Here is a 19,755-nt window from a genome sequence, read left to right on the forward strand (position 1 = left end):
CGGCGAATTCCAGAGCATCAAAATGACATCATGGCGGAACTCGGCATGTCAGCTCAGCCACTGGGCAATGCCCAACAAATGGTTTGAAGAAATCGGACTGTTCGCGATGAATGAAATTCAAACGGGAGTGCTTCCTCTTTTTACAACGAGATAAGGATGAACAAGAGCCGTGTACGAGGCCCGTACGCACGGTTCTGTGAGAGGGATGAAGCAGACTTGATCAGCTGCTTCACCCTACTCGATGAAAACAGTATCTACTTCAAGCATGATATGCGTTTTTTAACCATCCTATTACTTTCTGGGTACTTAAAAGTTGACAAGGTCGCAAAAAATCAGATTCCCGTCATTCCTTTGCAGGCCTTAATCCAGAAGTACCTGAAAATATAAAGATGCCGGATCAAGTCGGCATGACGGCGACGCCTTTTTGGGGCTTTTTCGAGTCAATCATAAGTTGTATAAACCAAAAAACCTTAACCCTTGATTATCAAGAGTTAAGGTTTTTTAAAATCATAACGATTTTTCTAATGGTGGAGCTGAGGGGGCTCGAACCCCTGGCCTCATGACTGCCAGTCATGCGCTCTCCCAGCTGAGCTACAGCCCCAAATTCTGGCCTTAAATAGTTTATCAGCCTTTAATTGTCAATATTTTTTTGGTGTTTGTAATATTTTGAGTTTTGAATATTGATGGGCACGCAAAAAAACAAATTTTTGCGGCAAGGTAATGTCTGGCTTGATTCAGTATATTTTTTTCAATACTTTCTGATTCAGTCCTGTTCCGCAATGAAGGAAAAAGGCCTTTTTGAGGCCTGATCATTATTTACTTAGGATTTTGAGTAATCTTATAAGGTTGACAAAAATAGATAATAAAAATAAATATTGCGGTTGTTATTTTTTTCGTTTTGGCTTCAATTAGTTTTCTTCTCTGAATTTAAAAATGGCGTCCTCAAGGAGAGTTTATGCTGGTATTTTTAAGGGAAAAAGCGGGCTCATGGATAATAAAAGTGATCCTGTTCTTAATCATTGCGGTTTTTGTCTTTATGGGCATTGATGTGATAATTGCGCCGAAAGAGCGTAGTGTCGCATCAGTAAATGGAGAAGAAATATCCATAGACGATTTTCAGTCAATTTATAATAATCAGCTGAATAGGCTAAAGACTCAGTTTGGAAGCCAGCTTAATGAGGAAATGTTAAAGATGCTTCAGCTGAAGCAAAAGACATTTGATAATCTTGTAACCAGGCAACTCTTTCTTCAGAAAGCCAGAGACTACGGTATTATTGTGGGCGATCAGGAACTCATGGAATCAATTTTCTCGATGTTTAAGGGGCCAGATGGCCAGTTTAACAATGATGTGTATAGGCAGACACTCGCTAAGAATGGATTGACTCCTGATCAGTTTGAAAAAAGCCAGCGTGAGCAGATTATTCTGACTAAACTCCAGACGTTACTGGTCAGTAATGTCAAGATAACAGATAAAGAACTCGAAGAATGGTTTTTGTTTGAAAATTCCGAGGCAGATCTTAATTATGTATCTTTTGATCCTTCATCATTTAAAAATCTTGAGATCAAGAATTCTGAACTCTCGGATTATTTTGAAAAGAACAAGGATACTTATAAAATCCCTGCCAAGGCTCAGATTAAATATGTAAAAATCAAATACGATGATTACAAGAGTAAAGTTGCGGTTACTGATGAAGATATCAATAATACTTATAATGATAATATTGAGGATTTCAGAATCGAACAAAAAGCAAAAGCCAGGCACATACTTGTGAAAGTTGATGAAAAGGCCGATGCAGCCAAAATTGATGAAGCCAAAAAGAAGGCAGAGGGGATACTTGCAGAATTAAAGGCGGGTGGTGATTTTGCTAAACTTGCAGATAAGTATACAGAAGATCCTTCAGGAAAGAATAAAGGGGGCGACCTTGGCGAGTTCACAAAAAATAAGATGGTCAAACCTTTTTCAGATGCGGCTTTTGCTCTTAAACCCGGAGAAATAAGTGATCTTGTCAAGACAAATTTCGGTTGGCATATTATTAAGCTTGAGTCATTGTCGCCGGAGCATAAACAATTATCAGAAGTAAAAGATGAGATAAAAGAAAGAATAATCAATGAAAAGTACAAGAATATTGCCTATGATGACGCTGATAAAGTCTATAATGCAATAGTAAAAGGTGACAATCTTGAGCAGGCGTCAAAGGCTGTAAATGGCTTAAAGATAGAAACTTCAGGCCTTTTTAGCAAGAATGATGGCTTGAAAGACGAGTTTTCAGATTCGGCAGCGATCATTGATGCCGCATTTACCCTTAATCCTGGTCAGTCAAGTGAAATCATTGAAAATGATTCTGAACTTGTCATTTTTGAAGTATTGAAAAGAGAAGATGCCAAGCCTGTTACCATTGATCAGGTTGGTGAAAAAGTTAAAGCTGATTATTTGAAAATAAAACAGGACGAGACCGCAAAAGCAAAAGCCGAGGCTTTTCTTGCTGAAATAAGCAAGGATGCTGATTTTAAAACAAAGGCTGCGGAATATAAACTGACTGTGGGTGAAACAGGGGCTTTCAAGAAAAATGGGATTCTTCCAGGTGAATTTGGTTATGCGCCTGAACTTACTAAAACAGCGTTTGAGTTGAGTGAAAAAAATCCTGTTCCCAAGAATGTCCTTAAAATAGATGGTCGCTATTATATTGTTAAATTCAAGGCCAGAACATATCCTGATATTGCAGAACTTGAAAAAGACAAGGATTCCTTAAAAAGCAAGATTTTAAAAACCAAACAGGAAGATTTTTTAAACTCCTGGATTGCTGAACTGAAAAAGAAGAGCAAAATAAAAATACTACATCCTAAAATCCTCGAATAATGTCATATTCTCGCCCGTCTATAAATTGACGGGCGAGATATATTTACTTTCAATAGAAAAAACTTTAATTGTTTTCCTTTTCATTATAAAGTCCTAATTTCAAAGTCCTCATAACTAGAACACGCTAAAAAATCACAGGATCAAGCGTGAAAAAAAAACAAAAATCCATACTTTATCGTGTAAAAAGATGTCCGGAGTGCTTTAAAAGCCTTTCTCTTGACTCAACCTTCTGTCATTTCTGCGGCCAGAGGGTGGGAGAAGTTGACTGGAGAGGAGTAGCCAAAAAACCAATAAACTGGAAAGGCTATCTTACCTGTATATTATCCTGGGCTTTTTTTATATTTTATTGCTGGTGGGCTTTTTTTCGAAAAAAAGGCGGAGGATAGGTATCTATAATGATCCCGGAAAAAAATAAAAAAGAACTTTTAAAATACGCAAGAGAAATTATTAAGGCTAAAATTGAGCAGCGGTCTCCGTCATTCGATTTGACCAACTGCGAACTTTATGCTGAAAATAGAGGCTGTTTTGTCACTCTTCATAAAAAGGGCAATCTGCGGGGATGTATAGGGGTAATTAATCCTGATTTCTCTTTAGCAGAAGCTGTCAAGATGAATGCTGCCAATGCAGCTTTTGATGACCCACGGTTTTTTCCGTTGCAAAATGATGAGCTGAAAGAAATTGAACTTGAAATCAGTGTTCTTACAATTCCAGAGAATCTTGAATATTCTGACAGTAATGACCTTTTAAAAAAGCTTATACCCGAAAAACATGGCGTCATCATTTCAAAAGGATTCAGAAAGGCAACTTTTTTACCCCAGGTTTGGGAACAATTGCCTGATCCTGTTCAGTTTCTGAAACAATTATGCACAAAGGCCGGTCTAAATCCTTTTAGCTGGAAAGAATCAGACCTTAGTGTCCAAATTTATGAAGCAGAGGTTTTTTCAGAACAAAAACTTTAAACTAACAGCATATTTTTATCATCGTTAGTTTTGATGGTCTCGCAAAAACTCAAAAATGGCGTCGGAGCCATGCCTGACTTGATACGGCATTCAATACATAGCAGGCACGAGCATGTTAATCTTTGTTTTGATTCTTTTAATAAAGATTAGATATCTATAATATGATTTGGCAAGCTTATGATCTCAATGAATACCAGACCATTACTCCTATTCATTTTTCTTTTGAGTGTACTTTATCTCAAAACTGATTCTAATGCCGATGTTTTTAAATATAAAGATGACAAAGGTGTCTGGCATTTTACAGACACTCCGGCTGAAAATAATCAGCACATGGAAAAAATGGCGTCATCCGGCGATTCAGTTCCATCAGGCTCAGACCTCTCCATTATTTTAAACAGCAAACTCAAGCCAAAAAATGATATTGAAAAAGCCACCATCGCAACTGTTTTGGTCAAATCTCCAATGGGCACTGGCTCAGGTTTTTTTATATCGAGCAAGGGGTTTATAATAACAAATCGTCATGTCCTTTATGGTGATGAAAAAATGATTGAATCCATGAAGAAGAAGTATGAGCATGGTGAAGCCATACTTGAAGAATATAAAACAAGACTCGAACAGGACAAAAATAATATTGAATCAGCCAGAAACGAGCTCGAAGACTATCGCCAGAAAATAGAGAAGATTTCAGATCATGAGCGCAGGGCTGCAAAAATGGAAAAATACAATTCTGAGCTTGTAAAAATTGAAAGCTACGAGAGAGAATATAATCTGCGCAAAGATGAGTATGAGCGAGTTAAAAACGAGATGACCTCTGGTCAGAGTCAGCTTTCATCTTCATCAACTTTAAGTGGCCTTGCAAAGAGTTTTGAAATAACGCTTGCTGATGGCAGCCAGACTTCTGCAGAATTAATAGATGTGAGCAAGAATCATGATCTTGCGTTACTGAAAATTTCCGGGATTAAAAACGCTCCAGCACTTATAGCAGGATCACCTATGTCGCTTCCACAAAGTGCCAAGGTTTATGCAATTGGTAATCCCATCAACCTTCATAATTCAGTAGCTGATGGAATAATTTCTGGTTTCGAAGGTGAATTTGTAAAAACAAGCGCTAAGATATATCCAGGTAATAGTGGTGGGCCGCTTGTTGATGAATCAGGCAAGGTAATTGGAATAAACACAATGAAGCTGATTACCCACAAATTTGAAGGTCTTGGTTTTGCAATAAAAATTGACATAGCTCTGAATGAATTCTCTTCGTACATTAACAATTAGTCTGAAAAAACCTGTAAAAAAATTCTTGACTTACAGACTTATTGTACGTTATCAAAAATAAATTTAATTAAAAGGTATAAAAAATGAGCCGCAAATTGCACAATCATATTTCGAGAAACTGGTGCTGGCGTCTCTGGCTTAAGCCGGGGGCGGATACGGTATTGTGCGGCTGATTTATAAGAATTAAAAATAAAGCTGATACAGACCGTGGACTTCCCTGGAGGTTCACGGTCTTTTTATTTTATGGCTTTCCTGCATGAAGACAAAGGCTGTGGACTAAGTTCACGGCCTTTAGTTTTTTAACAACAGAAACACGAGGAAAAGCCAATGTTACTAAAATCCTTTCCGGACAAAGAACGGTTCAAAGAGATAGCAAAGAGTTCTAATGTTGTTCCTGTTTGTGCCGAAATCCTTGCAGACGCTGAAACCCCTGTATCAATTCTCGGCAAGTTTTATGCTGATCAGAGCTCTTTTTTTCTGCTTGAAAGTGTTGAAGGTGGAGAAAGATGGGCTCGCTACAGTTTTCTTGGTCTTTCAGCCCGTGCAAGGGTTGAGGTATACAGAGACAATGTAGAAATCACAGAAAATTCTTTAAAGCGAATAATACCACATAATGGAGACCCGTTAGGCGTTCTTAAGAATTTAATGAGCAAATACCGCGCTCCTGAGATTCCTGAACTTCCGCGTTTCTGGGGAGGTCTTGTGGGATATCTTACATACGAAATGGTTTCTTTTTTTGAAAGAATACCAAACAGACTCCCAATAGATAAGCCTATTGCAAGCTTTATTATTCCCGATGCCCTTATGATATTTGACAACGTCAAGCATACGATAACATGTGTTGCCATAGCTTTCACCGAGGGCGAAAATGATTATGAAGCCCTTTATGATCGTGCATCTGACAGAATTGCTGAGATCATCAAGATTATTGATACGCCAAGAAGCATTGAAAACATAAAAAATGGGGCACATGGTCTCACTCTGTCTCCGGTCATTTCCGAAGATGAATTCAGACAGAAAGTCGAAAAAACAAAGGAATATATTCGCTGCGGTGATATAATCCAGGCTGTTATCTCTCAGAAGTTTACATGTGACGCACCCCATGACCTGACTGCTCTTTATCGTGCCCAGAGATATATAAACCCTTCTCCTTATATGTATTTCATGCATCTTGGCGAGACCGTTCTGGTCGGGTCTTCACCCGAGACCATGGTGAGACTTGAAAACAGAACAGCCTGTCTCAGGCCTATAGCAGGCACAAGGCCAAGAGGCGCGACAGAGCAGGATGACAGACGCCACGCAAGTAATTTGCTCCAGGATGAAAAGGAAAAAGCTGAACACCTCATGCTTGTCGATCTTGGCAGAAACGATCTTGGCAGGGTTGCAAAAACCGGGACAGTCCAGGTTACGGATCTTATGATAGTCGAACGTTATTCCCACGTTATGCACCTTGTATCAAATATAGTCTGTGATCTTGATGATGAAACAGACGCTTTCAGCCTTATAAAATCAACCTTTCCTGCAGGCACTCTTTCTGGCGCTCCAAAGGTCAGGGCAATGGAAATAATAGATGAGATGGAACAGGATCCAAGGGGACCATATGGTGGTTGCGTGGGATATGTTTCATTTTCAGGGAATATGGATTTTGCCATCACAATCAGAACCGCATGCATAGAGAATGGCAAGCTTACTGTAAGGGCAGGAGCAGGAATAGTAGCTGATTCAGTGCCTGAAACAGAGAGAGTCGAGACAGTCAATAAAGCCATGAGCGTCCAAAAAGCACTCGAACTTGTAGCAAAAAACGTAAAAAAGGGGAATTAATCATGATCCTCATGATAGATAATTATGATTCGTTTACGTACAATCTCGTTCAGTATCTAAAGCAGCTCGATGAAGAGGTTGTTGTCAAAAGAAATGATGAAATAACCATTGATGATATAGAAAAAATGAAGCCATCGGTTATTATTATCTCACCAGGTCCAGGCAAACCTTCAAGTGCTGGTATATCTCTTGAAACTGTAAGGACGTTTTCAGGTAGAATCCCGATTCTCGGCGTATGCCTTGGGCATCAGACAATAGCTGAAGCCTTTGGGGGGGATATCATACTTGCCAAAAAGCTGATGCACGGCAAGGTCTCAACTGTCAAATCCGATGGCAAGACCATATTTCAAGGCTTGGGGCAGAATTTCCAGGCCATGAGGTACCACTCGCTTGCAGTTAAAAAGGAAACCCTTCCGGATGTTTTTGATATAACCGCAGAATCCGAAGATGGAGAGATAATGGGGATTCGTCATAAGACACATCTTACAGAAGGTGTTCAGTTTCACCCAGAATCCATAATGACTCCTGTTGGGAAAAGACTTTTGAAGAATTTTCTGAAAATAGCAAAAGGAGACGAGTGATTTCGGTTGTTTAAATGGATTCGAGACAAAAGCTTCTGAAAAAGATGTAGTAAATTAAGGAGATAAAATGTTCACGCAAGGCCTTAAAAAATTAATATCCAGGGTTGATCTGAGTGAAAATGAAACTGCTGACATAATGAATTTCATTTTTTCAGGTCATGCCACCTCAATTCAGATAGCAGCATTTATGGCTGCAATGGCAACAAAAGGTGAAACATTTGAAGAGCTTGCAGGCGCTGCAAGATCTATGAGATCAAGAGCCAAAAGGATTCAGGTTATAAAAAAACCTGTTGTTGATACATGCGGAACAGGCGGTGATGGCGCACAGACATTTAATATATCAACTGCGTCCGCATTTGTTGTGGCTGGTGCAGGTGCTGTTGTTGCCAAGCACGGCAACAGATCTGTTTCAAGTAAATGCGGAAGCGCCGATGTCCTTGAGGCTCTTGGTGTTAACCTTGAAGCAGAACCGGAACTTGTGGAAGAGGCTGTTAATGAGATAGGCATTGGTTTCATGTTTGCTCCTAAATTTCACGGAGCAATGAAATATGCGGCTCCTGTGAGAAAAGAGCTTGGAATAAGAAGCATATTCAACATGCTTGGGCCTCTTACCAATCCAGCAGCTGCCTCGTGTCAGCTCATCGGAGTTTTTTCACCTGAACTTACCGAAATGTTCGCATCAGCCCTAAATCTTCTTGGTGTTAAAAGAGCCTTTGTTGTACATGGCCATGACGGACTCGATGAAATTTCAATATGCGCTGATACAAGGGTGTCTGAGCTTAAGGACGGTCTCGTAAGGACATATGAAATTTCTCCAGAGCAGTTCTTTGGTGAAAAGGCTGATCCTGAAACTATATCAGGTGGTGACGCACAGGAAAATGCAGCAATAATTGAAAACATTTTCAGGGGCGAAAAAGGCCCGAAAAGAAATATTATTCTCATAAATTCTGCAGCAGCCCTTGTAGCTGCCGATAAAGCCGTTGATTTCAAGGAAGGTATAAGGCTTGCCGAAGAATCCATTGATTCAGGGGCAGCCATGAAAAAACTTGAAGCCCTTGTTCGATTCATGAAGGGATAGAATAAATGAAGAGTTTTCTTGATAAGATAATTGAAACAAAAAAAATGGAAGTAGATCAGCTTAGAAGCCTTGTATCAGAGAAAGAACTTAAATATGTGGTCTCTGAAATGATCTTGAACAAAAAAGAAAAGAGGGGTTTTTTTGCGGCTCTTTCAGAAAATTCAGGCGAAGTCAAAATAATTGCTGAAATTAAAAAAGCTTCGCCTTCAAAGGGGAATATCAGACCTGATCTTGACCCGGCTATTTTTGCCTCTGAATATGAAAAAGGCGGGGCAAGCGCCGTATCAGTTCTGACAGAAAAGGACTACTTTTTAGGATCTCCTGATGATCTTATAAAAGCAAGATCTGCATGCTCTCTGCCTGTAATCAGAAAGGATTTCATATTCTGCGATTATCAGGTTTATGAAGCTTGCGCCATGCAGGCTGATGCTGTTCTTATTATTGCGCGGATACTTGAAAAAGATCAGATAAAGCATCTGTGTGATCTTTGTTTCAGCCTCGAAATAGAGCCTCTCGTTGAAATTCATTCTGCTGAAGATGCGGAACTTATAAAGGGTTGCGGTGCAAGACTCATTCTGATCAATAACAGGGATCTTGGTACATTTAAAACAAGTCTTGATGTCGCCATTGAAATGAAAAATTTGCTTGAACCAGGCCAGATTCCAATCACGGCAAGCGGTATAAATTCAAGGCTTGATATTGAAAAAAATATTGAAGCTGGGATCACAAGGTTTCTTGTTGGTGAAAGCATTGTCCGCTCCGATGACAGGGTTGCTTTTATACGTGCGCTGAGGGGAACAAACAGGATAGTCGAAAATACATAGAGTTTTTTGCGGAGCTTTTTTGCAAAAAAGCGACTCGCCGGAGGCCAAGCACCTGGTGCGCAAGCCTTAGAGCTTAAGCACCCTACGAATCGGCCTTTTTAGCTAAATTGACCATACACGGCTCATTAAAAGGTTTCATTATTTTGGAATAAGACGTCATGAATAATGCACAGATTAAAATCTGCGGATTTACAATTCCTGATCAGGCAAAAGACGCCATTTTGATGGGTGCTGACGCAATAGGTATGATTTTTTATCCTAAAAGCCCGAGGCATCTTGAGATTTCAAAAGCGGCTGAAATAGTGTCTGCGCTTCCTGACCCTTTAAAGGCTGTGGGTGTTTTTGTTGAAATGGATTTTGATAAGATTGTTTCAATTGCCCAAAAAACCGGAATCAGAAATATCCAGCTTCATAATGAAATTTCAGATGAATTTGTTTTAAGGCTTAAAGATAAAGGTTATTTTGTGATTCACGTCTTCAAGATTACAGGACAAGCACTGCTTGAAAAAGCAGAAAAAAGCAGTGCCGATTCTATTCTTGTTGAGTGTTCCAAAGGAGTTCTTCCAGGAGGCAACGGCACGGTGTGGGACTGGGCTTCGGTCTTGGATCTGTCAAAAGTCAGGCATTTCATACTCGCAGGAGGTCTTTCTCCTGAGAATGCAATCGATGCATTAAATGCGTCCGGCGCAAGCGGTCTGGATGTCTGTTCAGGACTTGAAATGTCTCCTGGCATTAAAGATCCTGAAAAAATGAAGAAATTCATTGATTCGGTTAAAACCCATAAACTTGAAAATATAACAGGTAAAGTTCTGCCATGAAAAAAATAGATTCTTATAATTATCCCGATTCCAAAGGCCATTTCGGGCCTTACGGAGGAAGATACGTGGGCGAAACGCTCATGCCGGCCATTATAGAGCTTGAAGAAGCATACAAGAAATATCTGGATGACGACAATTTTAAAAAAGATCTGTCAAAGCTTCTGAATAATTATGCGGGAAGGCCAACTCCTGTCACGTTCGCCTCAAGACTTACGGAATTTGCGGGCGGCGCGAAGATTTATCTTAAAAGGGAAGATCTGACCCATACTGGAGCTCACAAGATAAACAACACAATTGGTCAGGCACTCCTTGCAAAATACATGGGCAAAAACAGACTGATTGCTGAAACGGGCGCTGGCCAGCACGGTGTTGCGACTGCGACAGTGGCTGCTCTTTTCGGTATGGAGTGCAAGGTTTTCATGGGAAGTGAAGACATCAGACGCCAGGCTCCGAATGTTCAGAGAATGAGGCTTCTCGGCTCAGAGGTTATCCCTGTGGATTCAGGCACAGGGACTCTTAAAGATGCCATGAACGAGGCCTTGAGGTACTGGTCTGCGGAAGTTGAGACTACTTTTTACGTAATAGGTTCTGTAGCAGGCCCTCATCCTTATCCTGTAATGGTCAGGGAGTTTCAAAAGATTATAGGCGAGGAAGCTAAAGCACAGATGATAAAAGAAGAAGGCCGTCTTCCTGACACCATCATTGCATGTGTCGGCGGAGGAAGTAACGCAATGGGTCTTTTTTATGACTTTATACAGGAAGATGTTGAAATAATAGGCGTTGAGGCGGCAGGTGAGGGGACTGATACCCCAAAACACGCAGCTACACTTAATCTTGGAACAACCGGAGTGCTCCACGGATCTAAATCCTATGTTCTTCAGGATTCAAGCGGCCAGATAATGGAGGCACATTCTGTTTCTGCCGGGCTTGATTATCCGGGGGTTGGCCCAGAACATTCTTTCCTGAAAGATATAGGAAGAGTTCAGTATGTCACAGCAACTGATTCAGATGCTATCCATGCATTTAAAACTCTATGCAGGACAGAAGGCATTATTCCTGCGCTTGAAAGCTCCCATGCACTTGCTGCTGCAATCAGGGAGGCAGGAAAAAGAAAAAAAGACGACATAATACTTGTATGCCTGTCGGGTCGAGGTGACAAGGATCTTGCCCATGTGGCAACTTTGATTGAAAAAGGAGGCTTCTGATGGGCAGAATAACAGAATCATTCAAAAAAAACAGGCAGAACAAATCAAAGGCCCTCGTAGGTTTTGTCACGGCAGGTGACCCTGATTTTGAAACTTCAAAAAAAATCATTCTTTCAATGTGTTATGCCGGTATAGATGTACTCGAACTCGGAATTCCGTTTTCTGATCCATCAGCAGACGGTCCTGTTATCCAGAGATCTTCCATGCGTGCACTTAAGAACGGCATGACAATGGAAAAAGCCATGGATATGGTCAGGGAAATCAGGAAGCACCACTCAATACCAATCGTTCTATTCAGTTATTATAATCCAGTGCTTGCCTATGGAGCCGCAAAATTTCAAAAAGACGCCATGGAAGCAGGAGCAGACGGAGTGCTTATTGTCGACCTTCCTCCGGAAGAATCAGAAGAATTGACCTCTCAGTGGGATGATCGTGAATTTCCGCTTATTCGATTGATTGCCCCTACTACTGGCATAGAAAGGGCAAAGAGCATCGCCGCAGGTGCCAAAGGCTTTCTTTATCTTATCTCAAAAACCGGAGTCACAGGCTCTGGGGGGCTTGATACCTCAAAAACCGGTGAGTATGCTGACATGGTCAGAAAAGTTACAGATATGCCTGTATGCACAGGTTTCGGAATATCAAAACCTGAAGATGCAAGAGCTTTGGCTGCATTCGGTGACGGAATAGTTATCGGCAGCGCTTTTGAAAGGGCAATTGAAGACAATATTGGCAAGTCGGATATTGATGAAAAACTGGCGGCCATGGTCAGATCATTTAAAGAGGCGATAAAATAATAAAATTATTTGGTATTGTCTTATTTAAAGTTTGATAAACTCGCGAAAAGTCCGATTCCCGTCATTCCGGCGCAGGCCGGAATCCAGAAGTACATGAAAATACTGGATGCCGGATTAAGTCCGGCATGACGCCACAGTTCGTTTTTGACTTTTTTGCGAGACCATCAAAATTGGAAATAGTTTTGATTATTTGCTTGTATACGATCTGTAATCAAAAATAACCTTGCTTCCGCCTTCCTCAATCATAAATGGCAGTTCACGGTATTCACTAAGTGCTTTTGAAATTTGTTCCTGCTTATCAACTGGTGCAAGCAGAAACATGAATCCACCACCACCGGCTCCGGCAATTTTGCCGGAATATGCTCCAGCTTCGATGGCTTTTCTGTACATTTCATCCGTGGTTTCATTTGATATTCCGCTTGCCATCTGCTGCTTCAGTTCCCAGTTTACTGCAAGCAGCTTTCCGCAGCCCTCTATGTTTCCGTCCCTAAGGCAATCAATAAAAGGGTCAACAAGTGAGGCCATCTTTTTCATGTTTTCGAATTTATCAGTGCTTTTCAGGTTAGATTTCTGCTCACTGAGTATCAGATCTGCACTCCTTGCGATTCCAGTATAAAAAAGAAGTATGGAGCCTGCGAATTTCCTGATTTGATGCGGCTGAAGATTCACCTTCTCTCTAAGTGTGACATGATCTTTCTTGAAAGTGAATTTGTTTATACCGCCGAAAGCCGCTGCGTACTGATCCTGTCTGCCTATGGGTTTTCCCATTATATCTATTTCAATTCTGCATGCTTCTTCAGCAAGCTGTTCAGCTGTAACAAGCACATTCTTATAAGTGTAAAGTGCGTGAAGAAGAGCCACAGTTATAGAACTTGAGCTGCCAAGACCGGATCCCGAAGACGGTATATCAGCAAGAGTGGTAATCTCGACGCCTTTATCCACGCCTGTTATGCGCATGGCCTCCCGTACCAGGTCATGCTTGATTTCAGAAACACTGCTTACGCATTCTTTTATGGAATAGTTTACATATATAAGATCATCAAATCGTTCCTTGATTATTGCGTAAACATATTTATCGATTGCCGTGCAGACAACCATGCCTTCTTCTCTGTCATAAAAAGCAGGCATGTCTGAACCTCCGCCAACAAAACTTATTCTAAGTGGTGTCCTTACAATTATCATTGAATAATCCTGATGTTGAATTAGTCTTGATGGTTTCGCAAAAAGTAAGAAAAGGACTTTAGCGTCATGCCTGACTTGATCAGGCATCCAGTATTTTAGTTACTTCTGGATTCCGGCATGCGCCGGAATGAGTTTGAACTGACTTTTTGCGGGACCATCATAATTGAGGCGCCGCAACTCCAAAATCGCCGAGACCTGAAAGACTGAATAACAATGTGATTCTTTCCTCGTTTTCTTTGTCAGCGTAATTGATGTCCGTAGCCCAGCATTGTTTTGAATATCTCAGCCCTGTAACAGTTTCAATCGTTTTACCATTAAGTATGTCTTTTTCGAAGAGTCCGTAAGCCTTGATTTGTGATGTCATAGCAAGTTCAAGTCCGGATTTGAAGGACTCAATTCCTGTTTTTGATTCATCATTATCTTTATCTGTATTTCTGTATTCAAGTAAGGCGGCATGGCCCGAATCTGATTTGATTATCATTTTTATGTTGTGGGAAACAAAGTCATAATCATAAACAGACCATTCCGAATCTGCCTCAAGAAGGAGATTTGGATATGGTGTTATGCTCAGCTCTGTAAGCAGGGGAGTGAAAGGCTGCTGATTTTTTTCCTCAGCTTTATTTATATCATAGCTCTGTTCAAAATAAAGCCTGCACATGCGGTTGAATCTTGTGATCCCTTCCTCTGCTATGTCTTTATCAGCTCCTATTAGTGTGTTTGTCAGAGACCAGGTAATATTTTTGCTTTTTTTAATAATATCCCTTCCATCAAAATCAGGAAGAACCTCCTGGTTTTTGTCTGGTATATAGGAAAAACCAATGCTTGGTTCTATATTATGAAGAAGATCTCTCGCACCTGAAAAATCGGTATTATAAGTTCTGCTGAGTCTTGATCCAAGGTTGACTCCGACGTTGTATATGGATCGGCTGTGTATATCCTTGGCAGTTTCTCTGTCTTCTGTTCTGTCTGCCCACAATGTCTGCGTAAGGCCAACGTATGGGTCAAGTATCAGGAAATTGCTGATTTGCTTCGGAGTATGGGCTTCTCCGAATACTGACATTCTGTCTCCATTTTTACCATCTATGCTGTAGAAATCAGTGTAGTTTCCTCCAAAGCTTGCGAGTAGGGAAGAATCTCCAAAAGGCAGCATTGTGGTCCCAAACTGCATTCTTGGGAGATATTTAATTGTTTCATCTTTCACATTTTGGGTTCTTGCAATTACGTCATCATACCATGCTACGTCGGTATTGAGCGAAAATATTTCCGTTGTCTTTGAAAGATTCATTCTGTTCAATCTGACGTTTTCGTCATTTCCATCAAGATGTCTGCCGAAGTATTTTGTGTATGTACCTGATGTGTCATCATAACCAGTCTGTCTTCCTGAAAATTCGAGCAGATAATCCTGGTCACTAACAAAATCAAGATCAAGTTTTCCTTTTAAGCCGTAATCACTGAATTGATGATCGGCTTTCATTCTGATCCAGTATCGGTCGCTGTTTTCTCTGTCCCAGGTATCGTGGGTGTATCCCCAGTCATTTGATGACTCTGGAGATCCGTTATCTTTTTTCTGATCATCTATATATTCAGCCATGAGTATGCCAAGGCTTTCCTTATCGAGATTATATCTGTATTCAAGGCCTGTTTTGATACCCCTCAGGGTCATTGTATTGGCATAAAATGTCGCGTCTGTATTATCATTTATGGCCCAATAATAAGGTTGCTGGTATTCTGACCCTTTTCTTGTTGAATAACCAAGTTCAGGCAAAAGAAAACCACTCTGGCGTTTGACCTTAACAGGAAAAAAGAAATAAGGAGAATACGCTATGGGAGCATCTTTTGCCATCAAAGAAGCGTCATCCATCGAACCGTAGCCGTTTATGGTGACGTCAAGATTTTTCCCTGATATCTGCCAGTCCTTTTCATCTCCGTCACAGCTTGAAAAAAGAACATTGTCAGCCACGTATCTTTGATCCGCAATTTTTTCAAGACGTGAGGACTTAAGATAAAAATGGCTTTCTTCAACAAATAGATGACCATCAAAAATTGTTCCTGTTTCTTCCTTGATATTTAGTTTAAGAGCTTCGCTTTCGATTTTGTCCTTACCCCAGTTCATTTTTACATTTCCCCTGGCAAGGGCTGTTTTTGAAACAGTGTCATATTTGATATAATCTGCATGGATGTTTTTATTCTCGCCTGTGATTTCTGCGTTTCCTTCAAGCAGAATCAGGCCGTCCTTTTCATATACTATTCTGTCCGCAAAAAGTTGCCATGCAGTCTTTTCATCACTATTGCCGATTCCGAAGAAATCATGGGAGTCCTCACAATGAACTGAAAAAGCATATGAAAGCGATAAAAAGAATATAACTACTGAAAATATGCACAACGATGAAAAAGCTGAGGAATAGAGACGATATTTATTATATATATTTTTTTTATATTTAAAAAACACCTGATTTGTCTTTCAGATTCACTATTTGTTTAAAGTTAAGCTTGTTTCTTGATGCATCACAAAGATTACCGTATAAACCCTTAAACCGGACAAAATGTCAAGCGACTGGTCAAACTAAAATCTAAAGCCTTAAGGATATTTTTTCATGTTCATTACATTAGCCGGTATTGAAGGTTCAGGCAAGACCACCCAGATCAAAAAAATTGCGGATTATCTTGAAAGCAGAAAACAGCCTTATATATTGACAAGGGAACCGGGCGGAACTGAAATAGGCAAAAAAATCAGGGCCATTCTTCTGGATCCTGAGTCAAAGGGCCTTTCATCCAAGGCCGAACTTCTTCTTTATGCCGCTGACAGGGCACATCATATAGAATCTGTCATTACTCCGGCTCTTGCATCCGGGAAATTTGTGATCTGTGATCGATTTATGGACTGCACGACAGCATTTCAGGGTTACGGACGAGGAATCGATATTGCCCTAATAGAAAAAATTCATGATATAGTCCTCGAAGGTCTGAAACCTGATATTACTTTCCTCCTTGATATTGATCCTGAAGCCGGCCTTACCAGGGCTATTTCTGGATTAACATCAGGTGAAAGGTGTGTAAAGGAATCAAGATTTGAACAAGAATCCCTGAATTTTCACAAAAGAGTCAGGGAAGGGTATATTTCCCTTGCTGAAAAGGAACCTTCACGTTTTTTTATTATAGACGCATCAATGTGTATGGACGCTGTAGCTGGCAAAATAACCGAAATAATAGAAAATATAGGTAGTTTCAGAATTGGCGATTAATATGCTGCTTCTATTATTTTTTAATAATTGCATACGATTTGATTTGAAAGTAGAATCATATGAAATAGTTTTGCTTCCAAACACGACATAAAAACAAGGAAAATAAATGAAACGCAGAAACATAATATCATTGTTTTTTATATTTTTAATTTTTATCAGCGGCTGCATCTCTCCACAGATAAATCTGATATCAAATCCCAAAGATCCTTTGCAGGAGTTTTCCTTATCCGGAAAAGGTAATGACAAAATTTTGCTTCTACCAATCAACGGAGTAATATCAAATAAGACAGAAGAAAAATTTTTTTTGGATAAGCCCGGTATGGTGCAGGAGGTGATGGCTCATCTTCAGAAGGCTGCGGATGATCCCGCAATTAAGTCGGTTGTGCTTAAGGTTAATTCTCCTGGAGGCTCTGTAACCGCAAGTGACATCATTTACCATGAGCTGAAAAGATTCAAGGAAAAGACAGGCAAGAAAGTTATTGTTCTCATGATGGATATTGCAGCTTCCGGGGGGTATTATGTATCACTCCCATCGGATTATATTATGGCGCACCCCACAACTGTTACCGGATCAATTGGCGTTATATTTCTAAGGCCTAATGTCGCCAAGATTCTTGATAAGTTCGGTATAAATGTGGCAGCCACAAAATCAGGAGAGAACAAGGATATGGGGTCTCCGTTCAGGCAGCCGACTATAGAAGAGGACAGACTGTTTCAGAGATATACTGATGATATGGCAAAAAGATTTTTCGGTCTTGTGGCAACACATAGGAAAATTTCAAAAGAACAAATGGATGTTGTGAAAACAGCAAGAATATTTCTTGCAGACGAAGCAAAAAGCCTCGGTCTTATAGATCAAATCGGATACATCGACGACGCCATTAAAAAAGCGGCCGAGCTTTCATCGATTCCTTCAGATAGTAATGTGATTGTATACAGAAGGAGCCGTTATAATAATGACAACGCCTATAATGAAGCTGTGTCGTTTACGGACGGAAAGAGCCCGAATCTCATAAATGAGGCTTTTGGATCCGTAATTCCTGATTTTGAGCCTGGCTTGTATTATATGTGGCATCCTTGATATTTTTAGTCTGTTCTATATTTTGAAAAAGCACCAAAGTAATCCACCCTGTTATAGATAATGTTTTTTCAGGCTGTTATGTCTTTGACTTTGTATTTTTAGCCAAATAATGGGTCTTTTTAATCATCTCTTGCTTGTTTGTTATTAAATAAAATTATGGAAAATATTTTTTTTGTCATAAAAGCATTTGACAAACCTTTCATCCTTATGTAGATAGGTTTCGTTTTTGGGCCGCTAGCTCAACTGGCAGAGCAACTGACTCTTAATCAGTAGGTTTGGGGTTCGAGTCCCCGGCGGCCCACCAACAAAATCAAGGGGTTACAGCTTCGGCTAAAACCCCTTTTTTTATCCACGTAAAGATAGCGTAAGTTCTTTCCGGTTTGGCTCCCTGTAAGCTTGCTTTTTTAGCCACAGCATATAATATTCAATTGTCAAAGAGCATTGAGAAGTGCTTTTACATATAGGGAGTTATCCAGTTTGCCCTGGAAACTCCCTTTTTCTTTTGCCCGGCAAGAGAAGAAAAAAGCCCCGCCGCGCTATCAATCATCTTCAGATCATAATGATCCGTATAAATAAAAATAGCGCCAAGTGTTACCAGGCCTCGTAAAAAGCCTTGTGGGTCTCACGACTACCACACACTTGACGCTAAGAAATATGCTTTATGATACGAGTTTGGTTTGCCTATAATAGTTTAAGCTCTTAAAAGATCAAGAAACTATTTTCCTTTTCTATCTCGATTTGCAGACTTCTTTTTTTTATATAAATAACGTCTGCAACGTCTGAATGTCTGCAATTGCTACAGCATCAATGTCTCATATGCGCAGACATTGTAAACCCAATGTCTGCATGATGAATCCTTAATGTAAAGCGGCGGGCGCTTTGGCACCACTCCCGCATAAATTGACTAAAAAAAGCCTGTCTGATTACCTGTCAAAAAAATGTCGTTTATTACAGCCCTGACCAGAAAAAATTTAAGCACCTGATCAGGGCTTGGTTTATCAATAATTTGTGAAGATCAATTCATTACCCTCTGTGGCACTCTTTCGAGCAACAGAATATCTCAGCTTAACTTCCAGCTGTTTGAAGTCCTTGAACACTTCACGTATTTCAGGCAGGTCGTTTATGGTCAGAAGGAACTTGCCTTTCACGCTTCCGAGTATCCCTGCCATTTCCTTGTAATCATCCAGAACCATGTAGTATGGGGCCTTATAATAAGGTGGATCAATAAAAAGAATGTGCCTGGCCTGTCATATCTGGCCACAAGATCCTGCCACGGTAGATGATCAATTACGCAGCCTGATAATCTCAGGTGAACTTGGGACATTTCACTATGTTGATCTTTCCAAGCCGTTCGACCAGAATCCTTAAAACCGGCAGAAATATGTCTCCTATGGTTATCTTTAATCCGTCCCATGCTCCGGACAGCATTTCCACAGCGCCATTGAAATTATCCAGATTAATTTTTGATTTTTGAATTTGGATTTTTGATTGTTAAAATCAGGCACCGCCAAATCAAAATTCATCAATCTCAAATCTAAAATCATTCGTACCCCCTCAAAAGCCTGTCCGATTCACGAGGAAGGGCCGTCATAACCTCAATTACATCAGACATTCCGTCCATTGTTCGTGATGCAAAATATCCGAGAACAAAGGCAATCCCCGCGTCACCGTGTCTTTTCTGTCCTTTTCCGTCCGTGCTTCTTTCCTGTATTCTGGGGACTCCCTTGATAATCTTGAACGCCCTCAAATCAGCAAGAATGTCCTTGTCACCCGGAATATCGTAGATCGATCCGTCTTCCAGCGCTGACTTGAAAGGACCCATGTTTTCCAGATACCAGCCCTCGGACAGCATCAGCTGGATGATTCTGCCGACTCCGTATCTCTGGGCCGCGACCTCGGCCAGATACTGGCCGTTGCCCCTCGCGTCCATTACTCCGCCGCAAAATCCTGGCAAGCGGTCGACAAGGTAAAAAAGGATCTGCTCCTGCTGTTTGAAAGGCATGTTTCTTATTTCAAGAACAAATGGAGACCGCCTTCTCAA

15 protein-coding genes, 2 tRNA genes and 1 pseudogene are annotated in these 19,755 nt (G+C 40.5%); 13 read left to right on the forward strand and 5 right to left on the reverse strand.

The window, feature by feature from the left end; genetic code table 11:
* Positions 1 to 525: 525 nt before the first annotated feature.
* Positions 526 to 601, reverse strand: a tRNA-Ala gene (locus K245_RS0117550).
* Between the two features lie 354 nt (positions 602 to 955).
* Here K245_RS0117550 and K245_RS0117560 point away from each other — a divergent pair.
* The 10 genes from K245_RS0117560 (at position 956) to trpA (ending at position 12,209) form a co-directional block, all read left to right on the forward strand.
* Complete coding sequence (locus tag K245_RS0117560; protein WP_027360266.1) at positions 956 to 2,857, forward strand: SurA N-terminal domain-containing protein; 1,902 nt, start codon at positions 956 to 958, stop codon at positions 2,855 to 2,857.
* A 395-nt stretch (positions 2,858 to 3,252) separates the two neighbouring features.
* Positions 3,253 to 3,816: an AmmeMemoRadiSam system protein A gene (gene amrA / locus K245_RS0117570; protein WP_035277492.1), complete on the forward strand. Its 564-nt coding sequence runs from the start codon at positions 3,253 to 3,255 to the stop codon at positions 3,814 to 3,816.
* A 177-nt stretch (positions 3,817 to 3,993) separates the two neighbouring features.
* On the forward strand, positions 3,994 to 5,088 hold the full coding sequence (locus K245_RS26920) for a trypsin-like peptidase domain-containing protein (RefSeq protein WP_027360269.1): 1,095 nt from the start codon (positions 3,994 to 3,996) through the stop codon (positions 5,086 to 5,088).
* A gap of 327 nt (positions 5,089 to 5,415) precedes the next feature.
* Positions 5,416 to 6,909 carry an anthranilate synthase component I family protein gene (locus tag K245_RS0117580; RefSeq protein ID WP_027360270.1) on the forward strand — a complete coding sequence of 498 codons (1,494 nt, stop codon included), beginning with the start codon at positions 5,416 to 5,418 and terminating at the stop codon, positions 6,907 to 6,909.
* 2 nt (positions 6,910 to 6,911) lie between these two features.
* On the forward strand, positions 6,912 to 7,490 hold the full coding sequence (locus K245_RS0117585; protein WP_027360271.1) for an anthranilate synthase component II: 579 nt from the start codon (positions 6,912 to 6,914) through the stop codon (positions 7,488 to 7,490).
* A 67-nt stretch (positions 7,491 to 7,557) separates the two neighbouring features.
* The gene (trpD, locus tag K245_RS0117590; RefSeq protein WP_027360272.1) at positions 7,558 to 8,568 is read left to right on the forward strand and encodes an anthranilate phosphoribosyltransferase; all 1,011 of its coding nucleotides are present in this window, start codon (positions 7,558 to 7,560) and stop codon (positions 8,566 to 8,568) included.
* Between the two features lie 5 nt (positions 8,569 to 8,573).
* Positions 8,574 to 9,392: an indole-3-glycerol phosphate synthase TrpC gene (locus K245_RS0117595; protein ID WP_027360273.1), complete on the forward strand. Its 819-nt coding sequence runs from the start codon at positions 8,574 to 8,576 to the stop codon at positions 9,390 to 9,392.
* A gap of 158 nt (positions 9,393 to 9,550) precedes the next feature.
* Positions 9,551 to 10,210: a phosphoribosylanthranilate isomerase gene (locus K245_RS25180; protein WP_051284331.1), complete on the forward strand. Its 660-nt coding sequence runs from the start codon at positions 9,551 to 9,553 to the stop codon at positions 10,208 to 10,210.
* A complete protein-coding gene (trpB, locus tag K245_RS0117605; protein ID WP_035277493.1) occupies positions 10,207 to 11,415 on the forward strand; it encodes a tryptophan synthase subunit beta in 1,209 nt (402 codons plus the stop codon). Before K245_RS25180 ends, trpB begins: the two co-directional genes overlap by 4 nt.
* On the forward strand, positions 11,415 to 12,209 hold the full coding sequence (gene trpA / locus K245_RS0117610) for a tryptophan synthase subunit alpha (protein WP_027360275.1): 795 nt from the start codon (positions 11,415 to 11,417) through the stop codon (positions 12,207 to 12,209). The genes trpB and trpA overlap by 1 nt, the downstream gene beginning before the upstream one ends.
* A gap of 186 nt (positions 12,210 to 12,395) precedes the next feature.
* Here the strand turns inward: trpA and K245_RS0117615 are convergent, their stop codons facing one another.
* Together K245_RS0117615 and K245_RS0117620 are read right to left on the reverse strand one after the other, a co-directional pair.
* Entirely contained in the window at positions 12,396 to 13,391 is a 996-nt protein-coding gene (locus tag K245_RS0117615; RefSeq protein ID WP_027360276.1) for a GHMP family kinase ATP-binding protein, read from the reverse strand.
* A gap of 157 nt (positions 13,392 to 13,548) precedes the next feature.
* Entirely contained in the window at positions 13,549 to 15,774 is a 2,226-nt protein-coding gene (locus K245_RS0117620) for an LPS-assembly protein LptD (RefSeq protein WP_156906836.1), read from the reverse strand.
* 211 nt (positions 15,775 to 15,985) lie between these two features.
* Here K245_RS0117620 and tmk point away from each other — a divergent pair, with 211 nt between their 5' ends.
* The 3 genes from tmk (at position 15,986) to K245_RS0117635 (ending at position 18,018) form a co-directional block, all read left to right on the forward strand.
* Positions 15,986 to 16,633 carry a dTMP kinase gene (gene tmk / locus K245_RS0117625; RefSeq protein WP_027360278.1) on the forward strand — a complete coding sequence of 216 codons (648 nt, stop codon included), beginning with the start codon at positions 15,986 to 15,988 and terminating at the stop codon, positions 16,631 to 16,633.
* A 106-nt stretch (positions 16,634 to 16,739) separates the two neighbouring features.
* On the forward strand, positions 16,740 to 17,714 hold the full coding sequence (gene sppA / locus K245_RS0117630; RefSeq protein WP_035277494.1) for a signal peptide peptidase SppA: 975 nt from the start codon (positions 16,740 to 16,742) through the stop codon (positions 17,712 to 17,714).
* Between the two features lie 228 nt (positions 17,715 to 17,942).
* A tRNA-Lys gene (locus K245_RS0117635) sits at positions 17,943 to 18,018 on the forward strand.
* A 694-nt stretch (positions 18,019 to 18,712) separates the two neighbouring features.
* Here K245_RS0117635 and K245_RS25185 read toward each other — a convergent pair.
* Together K245_RS25185 and K245_RS28105 are read right to left on the reverse strand one after the other, a co-directional pair.
* Positions 18,713 to 18,907, reverse strand: coding sequence for a hypothetical protein (locus K245_RS25185; protein ID WP_027360280.1), 195 nt, complete (start codon positions 18,905 to 18,907; stop codon positions 18,713 to 18,715).
* Positions 18,908 to 19,254: 347 nt separating this feature from the next.
* Positions 19,255 to 19,755: pseudogene (locus K245_RS28105) on the reverse strand (hypothetical protein); the annotation flags it as partial.

This window comes from Desulforegula conservatrix Mb1Pa (assembly GCF_000426225.1).
GTDB classification, from domain to species: Bacteria; Desulfobacterota; Desulfobacteria; order Desulfobacterales; family Desulforegulaceae; genus Desulforegula; species Desulforegula conservatrix.